Raw genomic sequence first — 16,952 nt, forward strand, 5'->3', positions numbered from 1 at the left:
ATAGTGCTCACCGACGACTCTTAAGGTGTCCGCAATCCGGGAGTCCGCAAGTATTCGTCTGTGGGGGCGACAAGGCCGGGGACGGGTCTAGACGACGACAGGGCCTGGGCCCGCTCTAGACGAAGTCACCGAGCCCGGACTGTCCGTCGTCCCCCGATTCGTCGTCGCCGGACGCCCCGTCGCCGCTGGATCCGTCGGGGTCTCCGGATGCGTCGTCCACGCCCTCGGGGGAATCCGCCGAATCGACGTCGTCGCCCGACCCGTTCGATCCCACCAGTGTTCGTTGATTCGACGGCTCCGACCGATCGTCGTCCTGGGAATCGTCGATCGTCTCGTCGTCGGACCTGACGGCGTCTAGGAAGGCGTCGCCGGAGTGTTCGACCGCCGCTTCCTCGCGGCGGTTCTCGGCGTCCTCGACGATGGAACCGACCTTGTTGGTGTCTTTCCCACTTCCTGTGACGAACGAGACGTCGGCCTCGTCGAGTTCGTAGGCCGCCGCCATCTCGACGGTGAGCTCTCGATTCCGACAGTGATGCGTCATTTCGGCGAGGTAGGGCAGGACGTCGTTGCGGGCGGTCGCGATGCTGACTCCCTCGCGCTCGGCGATGCGGCCGGCGATCGCGTCGCGCGTGTCCCGGCTGCTGCGAGTCCGTCCGAGTTTCGACCAGTAACTCGGCGGCCCGTAGCGCGTCCAGCCGCCCTTCGGCTCGCGCCGGGAGGCGGCGACCCCGGCGGTCATGTTGTCCGTCGCGTAGCGCCAGTAGCTGTAGTTCTGCGTCGCGCGGACACGACCCAGCCACCGGTCCGCGTTCGAGAGGTACCCGTAGGCGTCTGCGAGTTCGGTCCCCGCGTAGTCCTTCGGCACGTTGTCCTCGATCCAGTTGATCAGGTCGTCCGGCGTCTCGTCGACGTCGTAGGATGCTTTCAGGGCCCCTTCGGCGTCCGTCTCCTTGATGAGATCGTCGAGGAAGTCGAAGATCCCCTCGGTCCGGTCGCGCTGGCCGGTGACGACGTCGTCTTCGGTGAGCCGGTCACTCTCCTCGGCGACCGCCTGGAGATCGTTGACGGCCGATCGGAGGTCGCCGCTCGTGTTCTCTGCGATCGCGCGGAGGGCGTCCTCCTCGAACTCGATCCCCTCCTTCCGGCAGATGTCGCGCAGGACGGGCACGATCGACCGGGTGGAGACGTCTCGAAACTCGATGGTCTCGCAGGCGTTGCGAAGCGCGTTACCCATGTCGTAGAACTCGTTTGCCACCAGCACCATCGGCTGGTTCGCCGACTTGACGACGTCCGTGACGGCACGCGATCCCCCGTAATCGGCGTTGCCGTGGAAGTTGTCGGCCTCGTCCAGGATCAATAGCCGGCGACCGCTGGTCCCGCCCGTCAGCGTTCCCGACTTCGAGGCCTCGCCCGCCACGCGCTCGATGATGTCTTTCCCTCGGTGGTCGCTCGCGTTGAGTTCCATCACCGGCCAGTCCATGTCGTTCGCGAGCGCGTGAGCGGCGGAGGTCTTGCCGACGCCTGGACTGCCGTGGACGATCACCGCTTTCCGGTGGTCGTCCCAGCTCTCGGCCCACTCGCGGAGTTCGTCCCGGGCCGTGTCGTTTCCGCGCACCGCCGACAGCGTGTCGGGTCGGTACTTCTCGGTCCAGTCGGTCATCGTGTGTAGTTGGGATGAGCCGCGTTTAGTGGTTCCGGAGACGCCCGCGACCGGCGTCGGCGATGCGCCTAACTCCGTCGTCACACACTACCCGGTATGGAGGTCGCGATCCTGACCGTCGGCGACGAACTGCTCGCTGGCGAGACGACGAACACCAACGCCTCGTGGCTCGCCGCCGAGATTACGGGACGCGGCGCTTCGGTTCGCCGAATCTGCACCGTTCCGGACGATCGACGCGTCATCGCAGACGCGGTTGCGGACTTTCATGGGCGGTACGACGCCGTGGTCGTCACCGGTGGGCTGGGCGACACTCCCGACGACGTGACGATGGTCGCCGTCGCGGACGCGCTGGATCGCGAGTTCGTCGTGAACGAGCGGGCCCGCGAGCGGCTGGTCGAGAAGATCGACCAACTCCGGACCGATCGGCCCGAGCTCTTCGAGGAGCACGACCTCGAACTGGACCCGGCGTCCAGTGCCCGTCTTCCGGACGGAGCGCGCCCGTTGGTGACGGACGCGGGCTGGGCGCCGGGCTGCGTGGTGGCGTCAATCTACGTGTTCGCCGGGATTCCTGAGGAGATGCGCGCGGCGTTCGACCGCGTGGCCGACGACTTCGGCGGCGACGCCGTCAGCCGAACGGTCTACACGCCCGTCCCCGAGGGCGCGCTTACGGGCCTGCTCGCGGACGCCGACGATCGATTCGACGTGACCGTCGCGAGTCACCCGCGGCCGGGAGCCGATCCGGGCCGGGTCAAGGTCGCCGGAACCGACCCCGAGACGGTCGACGAGGCGATGGCCTGGCTCGAAGACCGGCTGGAGACTGTCGATCCGCCGGACGAAGCACGATAGTCGCCCGTTTCGGCGATGATAACCGAATCCCAGTCGTCCACATCGTTCCCGCCCTCAGAGATCCCGGGCGACCATCTCGCCCCAGCCGTCGAAGCCGTGGCGCTCGTAGAACCCGTATGCGCGCTCGTTGTCGGCGTCGACGTCGAGAACCAGCCGATCGAGCGGGAGGTCCTGTTCGCTAGCCACATCGACGGCGGCATCCATCAGCGCGTCGGCGACGTCCGTACCGCGGTACTCGGGATCGACGTAGAGCTCGTTGAGGACGGCCGCGTCCCAGATCAGCGAGAGTGTCTCGGGGAGGACGAAGACGTAGCCGACGGGAGTGCCGTCGGCGAACGCCATGGTCACCGCGCGTGGCTCGTCGGCGAGACAGCGATCGACCCACTCGAGGTAGCGCGTTCGGTACTCGTCGGTCACCTTTCCCTCGTAGGCGGCCTGCTTGTCTGCACTCCCGGTCTCGCTCCCGAGTTCCAGTTCGAACGCTCGCTTGAACTCCCACAGCGCCTCGCGGTCGGTCTCCGGATCGTACGGTCGAACGTCGACGGTCATCGACGGACGTTACCCGGCGAGTCCCTTCGTCGTATCGGTATCCGTGAGACTGGCTGCCGATCAGCGCTCGGTGTCACCAGTCCGGACGTCCTCGAAGATGCGAACGCCGACGGCGAGGTAGCCGGCCAGTGCGACGACGAACCGCTCTCCGTTGTACGCGATCGGGAAGATTCGTTCAGGCTCGGGTTCGGGCTGGGGACCCGGATCGAAACCGGTCCGATAGTGTGTGTCCTCGGTCGTGCCGACCGTCGTCGACTCCGAGACGGTTCGCGTGCCTTCCTCGCTCGTCGAGAACTCGACGAACGTCTGGACGAACCCGTCGTGGTTCGAGAGGTAGAGTTTCCCCGAGAGGTCGTAGAACTGGTCGTGGAGCGGCCAGAGGAGGTTGACGCCGTTGAAGAACGCGTCCAGCAGGACGTGAGCGAAGAGCAGACACCCGAGCGTGGCCCAGAGGGTACGCGGTCCGCCCGGCCCCAGTCGAGTCCGGACGATCGACTCCGATCGAAGTCGGGTGTCCCAGTAGAGCGCCGCGCCGGGGACGAGGACCACGAAGATGTTGTGCAGTGCTGCCCGGTGGGTTCCGTCCCACACCATGCCGATCAACGTGTCCAGATCGAGTGCGGCCGTCGCCGCCAGCACGACCAGGATCGCCTTCGTGTCGAACCGGTCGCCGAGCAGGGCGATGCCCAGAAGGCCAGCCAGTCCGACGTGGACGACGGTCGATGGCATAGTGGGTCCTTCGCGTCGTCACCCTTGTACGTTTCTCCGTGACAGTCACGGGACACGAACGATCTCTGCCTCGTCACGCTTCGCGCGTCGACGTCCCGGTTCGATACGTACTTGCCAGTCCCGTCGAATGGGCGGGCATGAGCGACGACGGGATCAAGGGTGCCCTCGCCGAGAAGATGGCCGGAGAGGTCGTCCTGTCGAGCGATCCCGGGGCGACGATTCGCAAGTGGCGGACGGACTTCGGCATCTCGCAGACGGCTCTCGCCGACGAACTCGACGTGTCGGCGTCCGTCGTCTCCGATTACGAGAGCGGCCGCCGAGAGAACCCCGGGATCGGCGTGGTCGGGCGCATCGTGTCCGGCTTGCTCGCCATCGACGAGCACCGCGGTGGCGAGCGGATCAGACAGTACGGGAACGTTCTCTCGGCGGGGTTCGAGAGCGACGTCGTCTACGACCTGCGAGAGTACGCGACGACCCGCTCGCTCGGGGAATTGCACGACGCCGTCGACGCGACCGAGGTATCGTCCGGGAGTTCCGATCGGATCAGCGGGCACACCGTCATCGACAGCATCGAGGCCATCACCCGCCTCTCTAGCGACGAGTTCGTCCGCCTGTACGGCCAATCGACCAACCGGGCGCTCGTCTTCACCGGCGTGACCCGCGGGGAGTCCCCGCTGGTCGCCCTCCGGGTCGTCACCCAGACGCCGAACGCTGTCGTCCTCCACGGGATCGACGAATCCGAACTCTGGGACCACGCGGCGGACCTCGCGCGAATCGACGGCTACTCGCTCGCCGTCTCTACCGCGCCGCTCGAATCGATGCTCGAGACGCTCGCCGCGATGGAGTGATCGCACGAAACCGAGCGGCCGAATACCCTCCACACGTCTCGACGACGTGTCCGACGGGGTCGATCCGTGTCTTCGGCCCTTCCGTCGGCGGGCGACGTACCCGGTCGGACCGACCGCGTGCCGTGACTCCTGTGGACGGGATGTGGACTGTGGAGGAGATGTGGATGCCGATCTGGCGATCAGTCTGATCGGGTGAGGAGGGTCGGTCGGGTGAGGTGGATGTCGATCAGGTGAGGTGGATATCGATCGGGTGACCGTTCGCGTCCGATCATGTGATGTGGATGTCGATCGGGTGACCGTTCGCGTCCGATCGGGTGAGACGAGTTTCGATCAGGCGACCTGCGCTTCGTACGTCTCGGCGTCGAGAAGGTCGTCGAGTTCCGCGTCGTCGTCGAGCGCCAGTTCGAGCATCCACCCCTCGCCGTAGGGATCGTCGTTGACGAGTTCGGGAGCGTCGAACAGGTCCTCGTTGATGGCAGTGACCTCGCCGCCGACGGGGGCGTAGAGGTCGGAGACAGCCTTGATGGATTCGATCACGCCGAAGTTCTCGTCCTGTTCGATCGCGTCACCGACCTCGGGTAGTTCGACGAAGACGACGTCGCCGAGTTCGTCCTGGGCGAAGTCGGAGATGCCGATCGTGACCTGTCCGTCGGATTCGCTCGCCCACTCGTGCGATTCTCGGTAGCGCCGGTCCGCTGGGATCTCGAAGCTCATTATACCGTATCGATGAATGGGATGGGTTCAACCTTTGCCTTTTTCGTTCGGCCACGGACCCGGACCGAAATCTCGGTCCCCGGGTCTGCGTACTCGACGGGGACGTACGCGAGACCGATGGCGCGATCGAGCGTCGGACTCATGGTCCCGCTGGTGACCGTACCGATCGTTTCGTCGTCCGCCACTACCTCGTGACCGTGCCGTGCGATGCCGCGCTCTTCGAGGGCGAAACCGACGATTTTCTCGGTGACACCGGTCTCGTGCTGCTCGGCGAGCGCGTCGCGGCCGACGAAGTCGGTGTCGAGCGAGACGGTGAACCCGATACCCGCTTCGTAGGGGGTTCGCGGGTTCTCTTCGGGATGGAAGTCCTGCCCGGACAGCAAGAGCCCCGCTTCGAGGCGTAACGTGTCCCTGGCACCCAGTCCGCAGGGCTGGCACGTGTCGGCGAACGACCCCCAGATCGTCTCCGACTCCTCGGCAGGGAAGATGAGTTCGAACCCGTCCTCGCCAGTGTACCCGGTGCGGGCGGTCCAGCACTCGACGCCATCGAACGGGACGGCGGTCGCCTCGAATCGGTTCAGGGTATCGATCGTTCTGGCGTCGTCGGCCGCCTCGGCGACCGCATCGGGTGCCTCGGGGCCCTGTACGGCCACCATTCCGTACTCGTTCGTCTCGTTCGACACGGTCGCATCCAGGTCCCACTCGTCGCGGTGGGTGCGGAACCGGTCGGCCGTCGCCTCGTCGGACCCCGCGTTCGGAACGAACAGGTACACCCGGTCGCCGTCGCGGTCGGGGAGTCGATAGACGACCGTATCGTCGATAATCGTGCCGTCCTCGGCCGTGATCGTGCTGTACTGTGAGTCGCCCGGGTCGAGGCGTGCGACGTCGTTCGACGTGAGTCCGTCGAGCAACTCGCAGCCGTCGGGACCGGAGATCTCGAGCTGGCCCATGTGCGAGACGTCGAAGATGCCGACGTCCTCGCGAACGGCCTCGTGTTCCGCTCGGATGGAGTCGAATTCGACCGGCATCTCCCACCCGCCGAACTCGGTGAAATTGGCCCCGCGTTCCTCGTGGACGTCCCGCAACGGCGGCGCGTTGAGCGACATACGCGGACGATTGCGACGTGCGTAGTAAGGTCTTTTCGTCGGCCGGCTCCCGGACGAACGTACCGGCATCCGCACCGTCGGTCACCACGGGGCCTCGATCGTGGTGACCGGCGTCGCGTGACGGCACCCTTTTCGTCCGGGCCGCCAAGTGCGGACCATGTTCGAGCAGTTGCTAGAACGATTTCGGGCGCCGACGTCGGGCGTCGCACTCGTCGTCGACGGACCGAACGTCCTCCGCGACGAGTTCGACGTCGATCTGGACGACGTCATGGCCGTCGGCCGCTCGGAGGGGCCCGTGGTCGTCTCTCGCCTCTACCTGAACGAACACGCCCCTCCGGGCCTCGTTCAGGCCGCGGAAGCTCGTGGGTTCGAAGTGGTCGTGACGAGCGGCGACGTCGACGTCAAACTCGCTGTCGACGCGACCGCGCTGGTCGCGACGGGGCGAGTCGATACCCTCGCCGTCGTCTCGCGGGATACGGATTTCAAGCCCGTTCTCGAACGCGCCCGGAAGACGGGCGTGGAGACGATCGCCGTCGCGCCGGGCGAGTACGGTCGGTCGGACGCCCTCCGTAACGCGGCCGACCGCGCGATCACGCTGGCAGGCTGACGTCGCGTCACCACTCGAACTGGTCCCCCGGCGACGTGGGGATCACGCGTCGATTCCATATCGGTCCGTGTGGATCCGGACGCTTTTTGCGGCCGCTCGCGAACGCCACACCATGACCGTCGCGGAGTCGCCAGTGCTCGACAACCACATGCACCTCGATCCGGACGCGGGCAGAGGTATCGACGCCGTTACCGACTTCGCACGCTCGGGCGGAACGCACCTCCTCGTCGTGAACAAACCCTCCTGGCACCTCGGACCGCTCCCGGCCGGTGCCGACGATTTTGACGCGGTGTTCGAAGCGACGATCGAAATCGTCGACCGCGCGTCGGCCGAACTCCCCGGTCGCGCGTGGCCGGTGCTCGGCGTTCACCCGTCGCTCGTCTCGCGACTCGTCGAGAACGGTCACGAACCCGGCGACGCCGGGGAACTGATCCGGACGGGACTCGACCGCGCGGCGTCGTTCGTCGGCGATGGTCGGGCGCTGGCTCTCAAGTCTGGGCGGCCGCACTACGACGTGTCGGAAGCGGTGTGGGCCGAGTCGAACGACTGTCTGCGCCACGCGCTCGAACTCGCCAGCAACCACGATTGTGCGCTCCAGCTCCACACCGAATCGACCGAGGACCTGACCGAGGTCGCCGAGTGGGCGCGAGCGGTCGGGCACGATCCGCATCGCGTCGTCAAGCACTACGCGGCCGGTCGCCTCGACGGGGTCACGCCGAGCGTCATGAGCGAGACGGATCGACTCGAGCGGGCGGCCGAACGGGGTGAGCCGTTCCTCATGGAGACTGACTTCGTCGACGATCCCGATCGCCCTGGCGCGGTGCTCGGTCCGAAGACGGTGCCACGTCGCGTCCGCTGGCTCGCCGACCGTGGCTACGACGAAGCGATCCGACGCGCGCACGTAGAGACGCCCCGTTCGGTCTACGGGATCGACACGGAAGGGACGCTCACCCGGTGAATACGCCGCTCGTCGCCGTCGCTCGACGACCGTCCTGGACGCACGGAACTGACGATTTTGGACGTCGACGAGGTGAGTGCGATGTGTCACAGTCGGCGGACGAGCGAGTGGCGCGGATCGACGAAAGCGACGGGACTTCGTCGGGAGGCGAGGAGTGTCCGTTAGAGGGCAGATACGCCCCCGTGCGGTCGTGAGAAGGCTTTCGGGGCGTTCCACCGTAGAGAAAGGCATTTTACGCGGCCGGTGTAGGTTCGAGTATGAGCACGCCCCCGACGGAGTTCTATTCGGAGGAACGCTGGCAGAACTGGATCGACCGAATCGACGACGAGGAGATCGATCCGGAGGACGAATCGTCGGCCAGGTTACTGTTGAACCTCCAGGACGACACGGCCATCGCGGTCGCCAAGATCGTCTCCGCCTACGACGACGGCGATCTCGACGAGGAGACGGCCCTGGAGAAGATCGCCGAGGTCAGAGAGATCGTCCTCTCCGAGGTGGACATCGACGACGAGGAGACGCTGATGCTGGTCGACGGCGTCCAGACGAGTCTCGTCTGCGTCTTCTTCGCGGCGGAGGAGTACGTCGCCGGTGGCCCCGCCGAAGAGGCCACCGTCGAGGAGTACATCCGCGCCGCAGCGGACGCCGAGGCCGAAGAGGATCTCGACGCGGCGCTTGGCTACGCCGCACAGGCGGGAACCCTCGTCTTCGACGACGGGGACGTCGATATCTCCGTCGCCGAGGACCTGGAGTACGGCCTCGTCACGGAGTGGGTGAACGGACTCGACAGCCTCCAGAGCGCGATGAGCGATCCGGAGGTCGTCGAGGAGGACGAGTAAGGGGGCGCCGGCCGCCACACGTATTACTGAGCGGGACTGTCTTCAGTGCATGCCCAGCGAGGGTCGCGAGCGCGGCGTAACCGTCGTCATCGGAGCCGTGCTCATGTTCGGTCTGCTCGTCTCCGCCCTCGCGATGTACCAGGTCAACGTGGTCCCGACGGAGAACGAACAGACCGAGTGGGACCACCACCAGCGGGTGACCGGCGATCTGATCGATCTCCGAAACGCGATCGTCAACGCCGGAAATCAGGACACGACGCGGGAAGCCTCGATCGAACTCGGCGCCCAGTACGACTCACGGACGTTTTCGATCAATCCGCCAGATCCGGGTGGAACGATCAGAACGAATTCGACGGGTACCCCGCAGGTCGAGATCACGTTCGACGACGGGTCGACGGAGTCGTTCGACACCTCGTTCGTCGAGTACGAACCCGACTACACCGAGTACGACGCGCCGACGACGATCATCGAACACGGACTCGTCTACGACGAACACGGTCACGTGAACGTTACGCGCGACGCCGGTAGCGTCGTCTCCGACGAGCGGATCGTCGTTCCGCTGATCGAGGGCGACCTCTCCGAGTCCGGCCGGTCGAGTGCCTCCGTCACCGTCGAGACGATAGACGTCTACCACGTGTCGTCTGACGTCGACGAGATTCGACTCCCGACGAACGCGTACTCCAGGTGGGACGACTCCTACGAGGTATCCGAAAGTGGAGACCACGCCGTCGTAGACCCCAAGAGCGATCAGGAGGTCTACGTCGCCCAGATCGCGGTCGGAGACGACCGCACCGCCAACACTGACACCAGCGACAAATTGAACGAGTTCGGTGACCCGGTAACGGATCGCGGAAGTCCGACGGAGACGAACGAGTTCGGCCTCGCGTGGACGGACGATTCCGTTACCGCCTCGCCCGGGAACTCTGTGACCCTCACCGCGACGATCGACGACGATGTCGAGAACGCGTATGCGGACTTTTCGCTCCGTGATCCGAACGACGTCGTCGACGACTACGATCCGAAAAATCGGATCGCCTTCGACGAGAACGCCGAAGCGTCGTTCGACGTGGCCCTCGCGAACACTGCGAACGATGGAGACGAAGTGACGGTGTACGTCTCCAGCGGCGGAACCACTAGAGAGGCCACGGTGACGGTTCAACGCGGTAGTGGTGCCCCGACGATCGACAATCTGGATGCACGGAGCCAGGACCATTCGAACCACGCCCGTTTCGACGCGGAGTGGGAGGCGACCGCCGGCGACAGTCCTATCACGGCAGCGACGATCGAACTCGTCGATCGGTCGACGGGAACGGTCGAAGATACCGTGTCGTACGACGCAAGCGACATAGACGGCCAGAACCCGAGCGATTCCGGCGTGTCTCTCGAGGACAAACAGGGCGCTGGTCAGGAGTACTCAATCCGTCTCACCGTCGAAGACGCGAACGGAAACGTCGCCATAGACGAAATCGTTCGAACTGGCTGACCGGTAGCCAACCCGAGAATACGACGACTGTCGAAATCGCGAACGACAATATGATATAGTTCCTCGGACACACTCTATCTATGACCAGTGTCGGCATCGACGCGATCGAGATCTGGACGGGGAACCTCGAACTGGATCTCCCCAACACGTTCGCCCCGGCGCAGGGGAAAGATCCGGAGTACTACACGAAGGGCATCGGCCTCAACGCGAGTTCGTTCCCGGACACCTACGAGGACATCGTCACGATGGGGGCCAACGCGGCCTACCGGCTGATGGAGCGAAAGGGGCTGGAGCCGGACGATATCGGCCGGATCGATGTGGCTACCGAGAGTTCCTTCGATAAGTCAAAGCCGATATCGACGTACGTCGCAGGGTGTCTCGAACAGGTCTACGACGGTGACTTCCACCACGCGAACAAGGGCGAGCGAAAGTTCGCCTGTATCGCCGGAACGCAGTGTCTCGACGACGCGTACAACTGGATCCGCGCTGGACGCAACCGCGGGCGCGCGGCACTCGTCATCGCCACGGACACCGCACTGTACGAGCGCGACGACCCCGGTGAGGCGACCCAGGGCGCCGGCGCCGTGGCGATGCTGATCGACGAAGATCCCAGTATCGTCGAACTGACGACCGACCAGGGCTACGGGAGCGCCGACGAGACGGACTTCCTCAAACCGCAACAGCAGTTCCCGAGCGTCGACGGCAAGCGCTCGATGCAGGTCTACCTCGCCCGCATGCGTGAGGCGTTAGAGGACTACGAGCACGTCGCTGGCGACAGCCACCCGGACGACTTCGCGTTCGTCCCGTTCCACACGCCGTTCCCAGGCATGGTGCGCAAGGCCGCCGTCCTGGCGTATCGGCACATGATCCGCGACACCCCGATCGAGGACGAGTTGGCCGAGGAGATCGGGAGCCAGCCCCGCCGCGAGGCGTACGACGACGAAGCGGCCTACGAGGAGGCCGTCCGCGACTACATGGATGCGCTGAAAGAGACCGAGCGCTACCAGGACTGGTACACCAGCACGATCGAACCGACACTTTCGATCTCCCGAGAGGTCGGCAACTGGTACACCGGCTCGGTCCACGTGGCTCGCACCTCGGCGCTCATACACGCCCTGGAGACCGACCGTGACCTCGCCGGCGAGACGCTCGGCGTCGGATCCTACGGTAGTGGCGCCCAGGCCGAGGTACACGGAGAGGTCGTCGCCGACGGCTGGCGCGAAGAGGTCGCGGCGATCGACATCGCGGAGCAACTCGACGACCGCCGATCGATCTCGTTCGAGGAGTACGAGGCCATCCACGACGCCCACAACCACGACAAGGACGTCGAACCGACCGAGATCACTACGCCGGAAGACGAGTTCGTCTTCGACGGCTGGGGACGCATGGGCGAGCGCACGTACCGGTTCGTCGAGTGAGAGGGCCGTCCGCTCGGTCACCAGTCCGGCCGCTCCAACCGTCCCGTCTGTACGTCGTTCGACCGCTCGAACCGTCCAGTTGAGACGTCGTTCGCTCGTTCTAGCTGTTCACGTGGTAGGTTGTTCGCCCGTTCGAGCCGTTCAGTTGTTTCTCCATTACCCCTCCAGACATCCACACTGGCTGTGTTATCGCAACCAGGAGTCTGTCGCGAATTTCGATCGCGGTGTCGGCCGTGTCCTGCCGACCGCTCCGGCGACGCGTTCGCCGGGGACCGCGCTCTCGGGGGTGGCCGGACGTATTAGATATCGAACAATCGGTATCAGTGGACTAATGTGAGTTGCGAGAACAGGTGGAGACATGGACGCGTCTCGGGATCCGCCCGACTGGCTCACCGAACAGCCGGGATTGACAGCGCTCGCGGTCGTCAGCATACTACTGGCGTTGCTGGTGATCGTCCCGTACCTCCAGTACGTGCTGTTCGGTGTGGTCCTCGCGTACATCGCCCATCCGGTCCAGCAGCGACTGGAGCGCTACGTCCGGCCGACGATCGCGTCGCTCGTCGTCGTCGCGGCGACCGTCGTCGTCGTGTTGCTCCCGCTCGTGTACCTGCTAACCGTCGCGTTTCGTCAGGGGCTTCTCGTCGTCGAGTGGATCCGGGACGAAGAACTCGACGTCGCGACGATCGAACAACTCCTGGAGAGCAACGGCTACGCCGTCGATCTGGTAGAACTCTACGAGGCGAACCAGGATCGTATCGCCTCCGGGATCCAGCAACTGACCGACGCGGCGATCAACGTCGTCGGTGGTCTCCCGAACATGTTCATCGGGCTGACGATCACGACCTTCGTCCTGTTCGGGCTGCTTCGGGACGGCGTTCGCCTCGTCGAGTGGGTCCAGTGGGTCATTCCCGTCGACGACGAGATTCTGGCCGATCTCCAGGAGGGAATCGACGAACTCATGTGGGCCTCCGTGGTCGGCAACGTCGCAGTCGCGGTCATCCAGGCCATCATGCTCGGCGCCGGCCTGTGGGTCGCAGGCGTCCCGGCCGTGATCTTTCTCACGGTCGCGACGTTCGTCCTGACCCTCCTGCCACTCATCGGCGCGTTCGGTGTCTGGATCCCCGCATCAATCTACCTCCTCGCGACCGGTAGCACGACCGCTGGTGCGGCGATGGTGGTGTACGGTATGTTCGTCACGTTCTCCGATTCGTACTACCGGCCGGCGATCATCGGCCAGACCGGCGGGTACAACGCCGTCATCGTCATCGTCGGTATCTTCGGGGGCCTGGTCGCCTTCGGCGCCATCGGTCTGTTCCTCGGCCCGGTCGTCCTCGGCGCGACGAAGCTCGTCCTCGACAGTTTCGCCCGTGTTCGAACGGGGGAGGAACCACCCGGTGCGGTTGCCGACGCCGATGGGGGCCCGAAACCTGGCTCGGATGCGACGGATGCGGACGACTCGACGGGGTCCGAATCGGGAGGCGACGGAGCCTCTCACCCCGACGAACCGACGGATCGAACCGGCTGAGTACCCGGACGAGTGACCGAGACGGACATCGAAAGAGGTGCGTTCATTATCCCCCCGTGGCAAGTCACGTCTACTGTGTACCGTCACGTCGCCGACGCAGTGTCTGGCGGAGGGTTCGAACCGACGGCGAACTGGCGGCACCGAACGTAAACAATGGACGGATCACGCACGACGGGGAGTCCGTACGCTCCTCACACGGACACGGAGACGGCGGCCATGCTCGATGCGGTGGGGGTCGACTCGGAGGAGGCGCTCTTCGACATTCCGGAGCCGGTGCAGTTCGACGGTGACTTCGGAATCGACGCCCGCTCGGAACGAGAGGCTCGCCAGCTGGTCGAATCGATTCTCGAACGAAACGACGATCTGGTCGAACTGCTCGGACGGGGCCACTACGGCTACTACATTCCCTCGCTGGTCGACCACCTCTCGGACCGCTCCGAGTTTCTCACCTCGTACACGCAGTACCAGCCGGAAGTTTCGCAGGGCTTCCTGCAGGCACTCTTCGAGTACCAGTCGATGCTCGTGGAGTTGACGGGCCTCGAGGTCGCGAACTGCTCGATGTACGACGCCGCGACGGCGCTCGGCGAAGCGGCGACGCTCGCCGACCGGGTTCGCGGGGTCTCGGGCTCGGTCGTCCTCGTTCCCGAGATCCTCGATGAGAACAAGCGCTCGACGCTCGGCAACTACGTCGCCGGGACCGACCTCGTCGTCGAGACGTACGCGATGGACGACGGCGCGGCCGACGTAGACTCGATCGCCGATCGGCTGGACGAGGACGTCGTCATGCTGTACGCGGAGAATCCCACCGTTCGCGGGACGATCGAACCCGGACTCTCGGCACTCGGCGACCTCGCGACCGAGTCGGACACGTTGTTCGTCCTCGGCTCCGACCCCGTCGCCCTCTCGCTGCTCGAACGGCCGGCCGACGTCGGCGCCGACGTCGTAATCGGAGACGCGAGCGTCCTCGGATTGCCGACCGCCTACGGCATGGGCCTCGGCCTCTTCGCGACGCGCGAGGACTACCTGCGTCAGGTTCCCGGCAGACTGGTCGGTGCGAGCGAAGACGGCGACGATCGTCGAGCCTACACGCTCACCCTCCAGACGCGCGAACAGCACATTCGCCGCGAACGAGCGACGAGCAACATCTGCACGAACCAGGCCTGGGTGGCGCTGCGGACGGCGATCCACGCCGCGACACTCGGGCCGGACGGGTTGGTCGATCTGGCGACGCGCGACGTCACCCGGGCGCGCGAACTGGCCGATCGGGTCGACGCCCTCCCCGGCGTCACGGCGCCGGTTCACGACCGACACCACGTCCGTGAGTTCGTGGCCAGTGTCGACGGCTCCGCGTCGGGGATCGCCACCGACCTCGAGGACCACGGATACGCGGTGCACGCCCTCGGCGCGGACGAACTCCAGATCTGCGTCGCGGGCGCGACCGACGACGAACTCGATGGATTCGTCGACGCCCTCTCGGAGGTGATTCGATGAGTGACGACGGATCGGCCGAGATTCGCCACGACCAGGCTCGCTGGTCGACGAACGGGACGTACGAACCGCTGCTCTCGGAGAAGGACTCGACGAAAGTCACAGTCGACGCCGACGCGGCGGGTCTCCCCGACGACCTGACTCGGGACTCGCTCGAGCTCCCGGGTCTGTCCGAATCGGAGCTCTCGCGTCACTACACGCGCCTCTCCCAGCAGACCTACGGGATCACCAGCGGGCCGTACCCGCTCGGGTCCTGTACCATGAAGTACAACCCGCCGTTCACAGAGGACGTCGCGGCGCTGCCGGGGGCGGCGGTCCACCCCGACCGCTCAGAGGCGTCGATCCAGGGAACGCTCGAACTCCTGTTCCGGCTACAAGGCTACCTCGCCCGTATCGGCGGGATGGACGCCGTGACGCTCCAGCCGCCCGCAGGTGCGGCCGGCGAGTTCGTCGGCATCCGCGTCGCCGCGGCCTACCACGAGCACAACGGCGAGGGCCACCGCGACGAGGTCATCGTCCCAGAGAGCGCGCACGGAACGAACTTCGCGACGGCGGCGCTGGGCGGATACGACGTCGTCTCGCTGCCGAGCGACGAGCACGGCCGCGTCGATCTCGACGCGCTGGAGGCGGCGTTGTCGGAGAGTACGGCTGCGTTGATGCTTACCAACCCGAACACGCTCGGGCTGTTCGAGCGTGACATCGAGGAGATCGCCGCGATGGTCCACGACGTCGGCGGACTGTTGTACTACGACGGGGCGAACTTAAACGCCCTCCTCGGTCGGGCCCGACCCGGCGACATGGGCTTCGACGTGATGCACTACAACGTCCACAAGACGTTCGCGACGCCCCACGGTGGCGGCGGGCCCGGCGCCGGTCCCGTCGGTGTCGTTTCGGAACTCGCACCGTTCCTCCCTGCGCCGCGCGTGCGCGATGCGGACGAGCCGACGGACGCCGGCGTCGAGACCACTGAAGCCGACGCCCCGGATCCGACCGCCGACAGCACCGGCGCGGCGTACGAACTCTTCGACCCCGAGCACACGATCGGGCACGTCCACGGGTTCCAGGGCAACTGGCTCGTCCTGGTGAAGACGTTCGCCTACATCGCCCGCCTGGGCGACGAGGGACTCGCGGACGCGAGCGCGAAGGCGGTGCTCAACGCGAACTACCTGGGGAGCCAGATCGACTACGAAATCCCCTACGAGCCGTTCCACCACGAGTTCGTCGCAAGCGCAGGCGAGCAAGACGCCGCCGACGTGGCAAAGCGCATGCTCGATTACGGCGTCCACCCGCCGACGACGAAGTGGCCCGAGATCGTCTCGCAGGCGCTCATGACCGAACCCACCGAAGTCGAGTCGAAGTCCACGCTCGACCAGCTCGCTGCCGCGTTCGACGCGGTGGCCGAGGAGGACGACGCGACGATCGAGGCCGCACCGTCTCGGACCACCGCAAAACGCATCGATCAGACGAGTGCGGCGCGAACCCCGCGACTGTCCTGGCAGGCGCTCGACGACGAGTAGCAGTATGCCGTGATCAGGTGGACCGAACGCGCTCGGCGATTCGTTCGAGCGTGTCGTACTCGTCTGCGGAATACGCGATCACCCGACAGTCGGTGACCGCGTCCGGCTCGTAGTCTCGGATCGCCTCGAAAACGGTCCGAGCGCCCGCCTCGAACGAGAAGCCGGCCGCACCCGTCCCCAGAACGGGGACGACGATAGACTCACACCCGAGATCGTCAGCCATTTCGAGTGCGTTGACCGTCGCGTCCCGGATGCTGTCCGCCGTCGCCCGCCCGTCGCCGTAGTGGGGCATCGCGGCGGCGTGAATCACGTACTCCGCGTCGAGATCGTATGCGCCGGTGACCGCGACCGCGCCGAGGTCGATCGGTCCCTTCGACGTCGCCTCGTCGTTGATCGGGCCGTTGGCCCCGCGCCGAAGCGCACCGGCGACGCCGCTTCCCATCCGCACACTCGTCCCGGCGGCGTTCACCAGTGCATCCGCACGCTGTCGGGCGATATCGCCCTGGACGGTGGCGAACTTCACAGGGGAAGTAGGGCTTCGAGGACAGTGAACCATCCGCCGGGGGTACGTCGGTCGACGCATCAGACTCGACTCGCTCGACCGTGCGATTCGACCGTGTACATCGACGGCTGGTACGACAAAGCGGTCGACGGTGCCGATCGTACGA

16 protein-coding genes are annotated in these 16,952 nt (G+C 65.7%); 10 read left to right on the top strand and 6 right to left on the bottom strand.

What is annotated here, in order from left to right; genetic code table 11:
• Window positions 1-115: 115 nt before the first annotated feature.
• A complete protein-coding gene (locus NO366_RS13185) occupies window positions 116-1,660 on the bottom strand; it encodes a replication factor C large subunit (RefSeq protein ID WP_256531256.1) in 1,545 nt (514 codons plus the stop codon).
• A gap of 96 nt (window positions 1,661-1,756) precedes the next feature.
• Here NO366_RS13185 and NO366_RS13190 point away from each other — a divergent pair, with 96 nt between their 5' ends.
• Window positions 1,757-2,506 (top strand): competence/damage-inducible protein A, encoded by a 750-nt coding sequence (locus tag NO366_RS13190; RefSeq protein ID WP_256531257.1) that lies wholly within the window; start codon window positions 1,757-1,759, stop codon window positions 2,504-2,506.
• 54 nt (window positions 2,507-2,560) lie between these two features.
• Here NO366_RS13190 and NO366_RS13195 read toward each other — a convergent pair whose 3' ends face one another.
• Both NO366_RS13195 and NO366_RS13200 read right to left on the bottom strand, forming a co-directional pair.
• On the bottom strand, window positions 2,561-3,055 hold the full coding sequence (locus NO366_RS13195; RefSeq protein WP_256531258.1) for a GNAT family N-acetyltransferase: 495 nt from the start codon (window positions 3,053-3,055) through the stop codon (window positions 2,561-2,563).
• A 60-nt stretch (window positions 3,056-3,115) separates the two neighbouring features.
• The gene (locus NO366_RS13200) at window positions 3,116-3,784 is read right to left on the bottom strand and encodes a metal-dependent hydrolase (protein ID WP_256531259.1); all 669 of its coding nucleotides are present in this window, start codon (window positions 3,782-3,784) and stop codon (window positions 3,116-3,118) included.
• Between the two features lie 137 nt (window positions 3,785-3,921).
• Here NO366_RS13200 and NO366_RS13205 point away from each other — a divergent pair, with 137 nt between their 5' ends.
• Entirely contained in the window at window positions 3,922-4,632 is a 711-nt protein-coding gene (locus tag NO366_RS13205) for a helix-turn-helix domain-containing protein (protein ID WP_256531260.1), read from the top strand.
• 330 nt (window positions 4,633-4,962) lie between these two features.
• Here the strand turns inward: NO366_RS13205 and gcvH are convergent, their stop codons facing one another.
• Both gcvH and gcvT read right to left on the bottom strand, forming a co-directional pair.
• Window positions 4,963-5,346: a glycine cleavage system protein GcvH gene (gene gcvH / locus NO366_RS13210; protein ID WP_256531261.1), complete on the bottom strand. Its 384-nt coding sequence runs from the start codon at window positions 5,344-5,346 to the stop codon at window positions 4,963-4,965.
• On the bottom strand, window positions 5,346-6,452 hold the full coding sequence (gene gcvT, locus NO366_RS13215; protein ID WP_256531262.1) for a glycine cleavage system aminomethyltransferase GcvT: 1,107 nt from the start codon (window positions 6,450-6,452) through the stop codon (window positions 5,346-5,348). Before gcvT ends, gcvH begins: the two co-directional genes overlap by 1 nt.
• Before the next feature lie 157 nt (window positions 6,453-6,609).
• Here gcvT and NO366_RS13220 point away from each other — a divergent pair, with 157 nt between their 5' ends.
• The 8 genes from NO366_RS13220 (at window position 6,610) to gcvPB (ending at window position 16,284) form a co-directional block, all read left to right on the top strand.
• Window positions 6,610-7,059, top strand: coding sequence for an NYN domain-containing protein (locus tag NO366_RS13220; protein ID WP_256531263.1), 450 nt, complete (start codon window positions 6,610-6,612; stop codon window positions 7,057-7,059).
• A gap of 112 nt (window positions 7,060-7,171) precedes the next feature.
• Window positions 7,172-8,017, top strand: a complete 846-nt coding sequence (locus NO366_RS13225) for a TatD family hydrolase (protein ID WP_256531264.1) — start codon at window positions 7,172-7,174, stop codon at window positions 8,015-8,017.
• A gap of 257 nt (window positions 8,018-8,274) precedes the next feature.
• Entirely contained in the window at window positions 8,275-8,853 is a 579-nt protein-coding gene (locus NO366_RS13230) for a DUF2150 family protein (protein WP_256531265.1), read from the top strand.
• A 49-nt stretch (window positions 8,854-8,902) separates the two neighbouring features.
• Window positions 8,903-10,336 carry a hypothetical protein gene (locus NO366_RS13235; protein ID WP_256531266.1) on the top strand — a complete coding sequence of 478 codons (1,434 nt, stop codon included), beginning with the start codon at window positions 8,903-8,905 and terminating at the stop codon, window positions 10,334-10,336.
• A gap of 80 nt (window positions 10,337-10,416) precedes the next feature.
• Window positions 10,417-11,754: a hydroxymethylglutaryl-CoA synthase gene (gene hmgB / locus NO366_RS13240; protein WP_256531267.1), complete on the top strand. Its 1,338-nt coding sequence runs from the start codon at window positions 10,417-10,419 to the stop codon at window positions 11,752-11,754.
• A gap of 358 nt (window positions 11,755-12,112) precedes the next feature.
• On the top strand, window positions 12,113-13,279 hold the full coding sequence (locus tag NO366_RS13245) for an AI-2E family transporter (RefSeq protein ID WP_256531268.1): 1,167 nt from the start codon (window positions 12,113-12,115) through the stop codon (window positions 13,277-13,279).
• Between the two features lie 153 nt (window positions 13,280-13,432).
• A complete protein-coding gene (gene gcvPA, locus NO366_RS13250) occupies window positions 13,433-14,770 on the top strand; it encodes an aminomethyl-transferring glycine dehydrogenase subunit GcvPA (protein ID WP_256531269.1) in 1,338 nt (445 codons plus the stop codon).
• Complete coding sequence (gene gcvPB, locus NO366_RS13255) at window positions 14,767-16,284, top strand: aminomethyl-transferring glycine dehydrogenase subunit GcvPB (RefSeq protein ID WP_256531270.1); 1,518 nt, start codon at window positions 14,767-14,769, stop codon at window positions 16,282-16,284. Before gcvPA ends, gcvPB begins: the two co-directional genes overlap by 4 nt.
• 13 nt (window positions 16,285-16,297) lie before the next feature.
• On the opposite strand, the gene NO366_RS13260 is transcribed toward gcvPB, so the two are convergent.
• Window positions 16,298-16,807: a macro domain-containing protein gene (locus NO366_RS13260; protein ID WP_256531271.1), complete on the bottom strand. Its 510-nt coding sequence runs from the start codon at window positions 16,805-16,807 to the stop codon at window positions 16,298-16,300.
• Window positions 16,808-16,952: the final 145 nt, after the last annotated feature.

Origin of the sequence: Halovivax cerinus (assembly GCF_024498195.1) — an archaeon.
GTDB lineage: Archaea > Halobacteriota > Halobacteria > Halobacteriales > Natrialbaceae > Halovivax > Halovivax cerinus.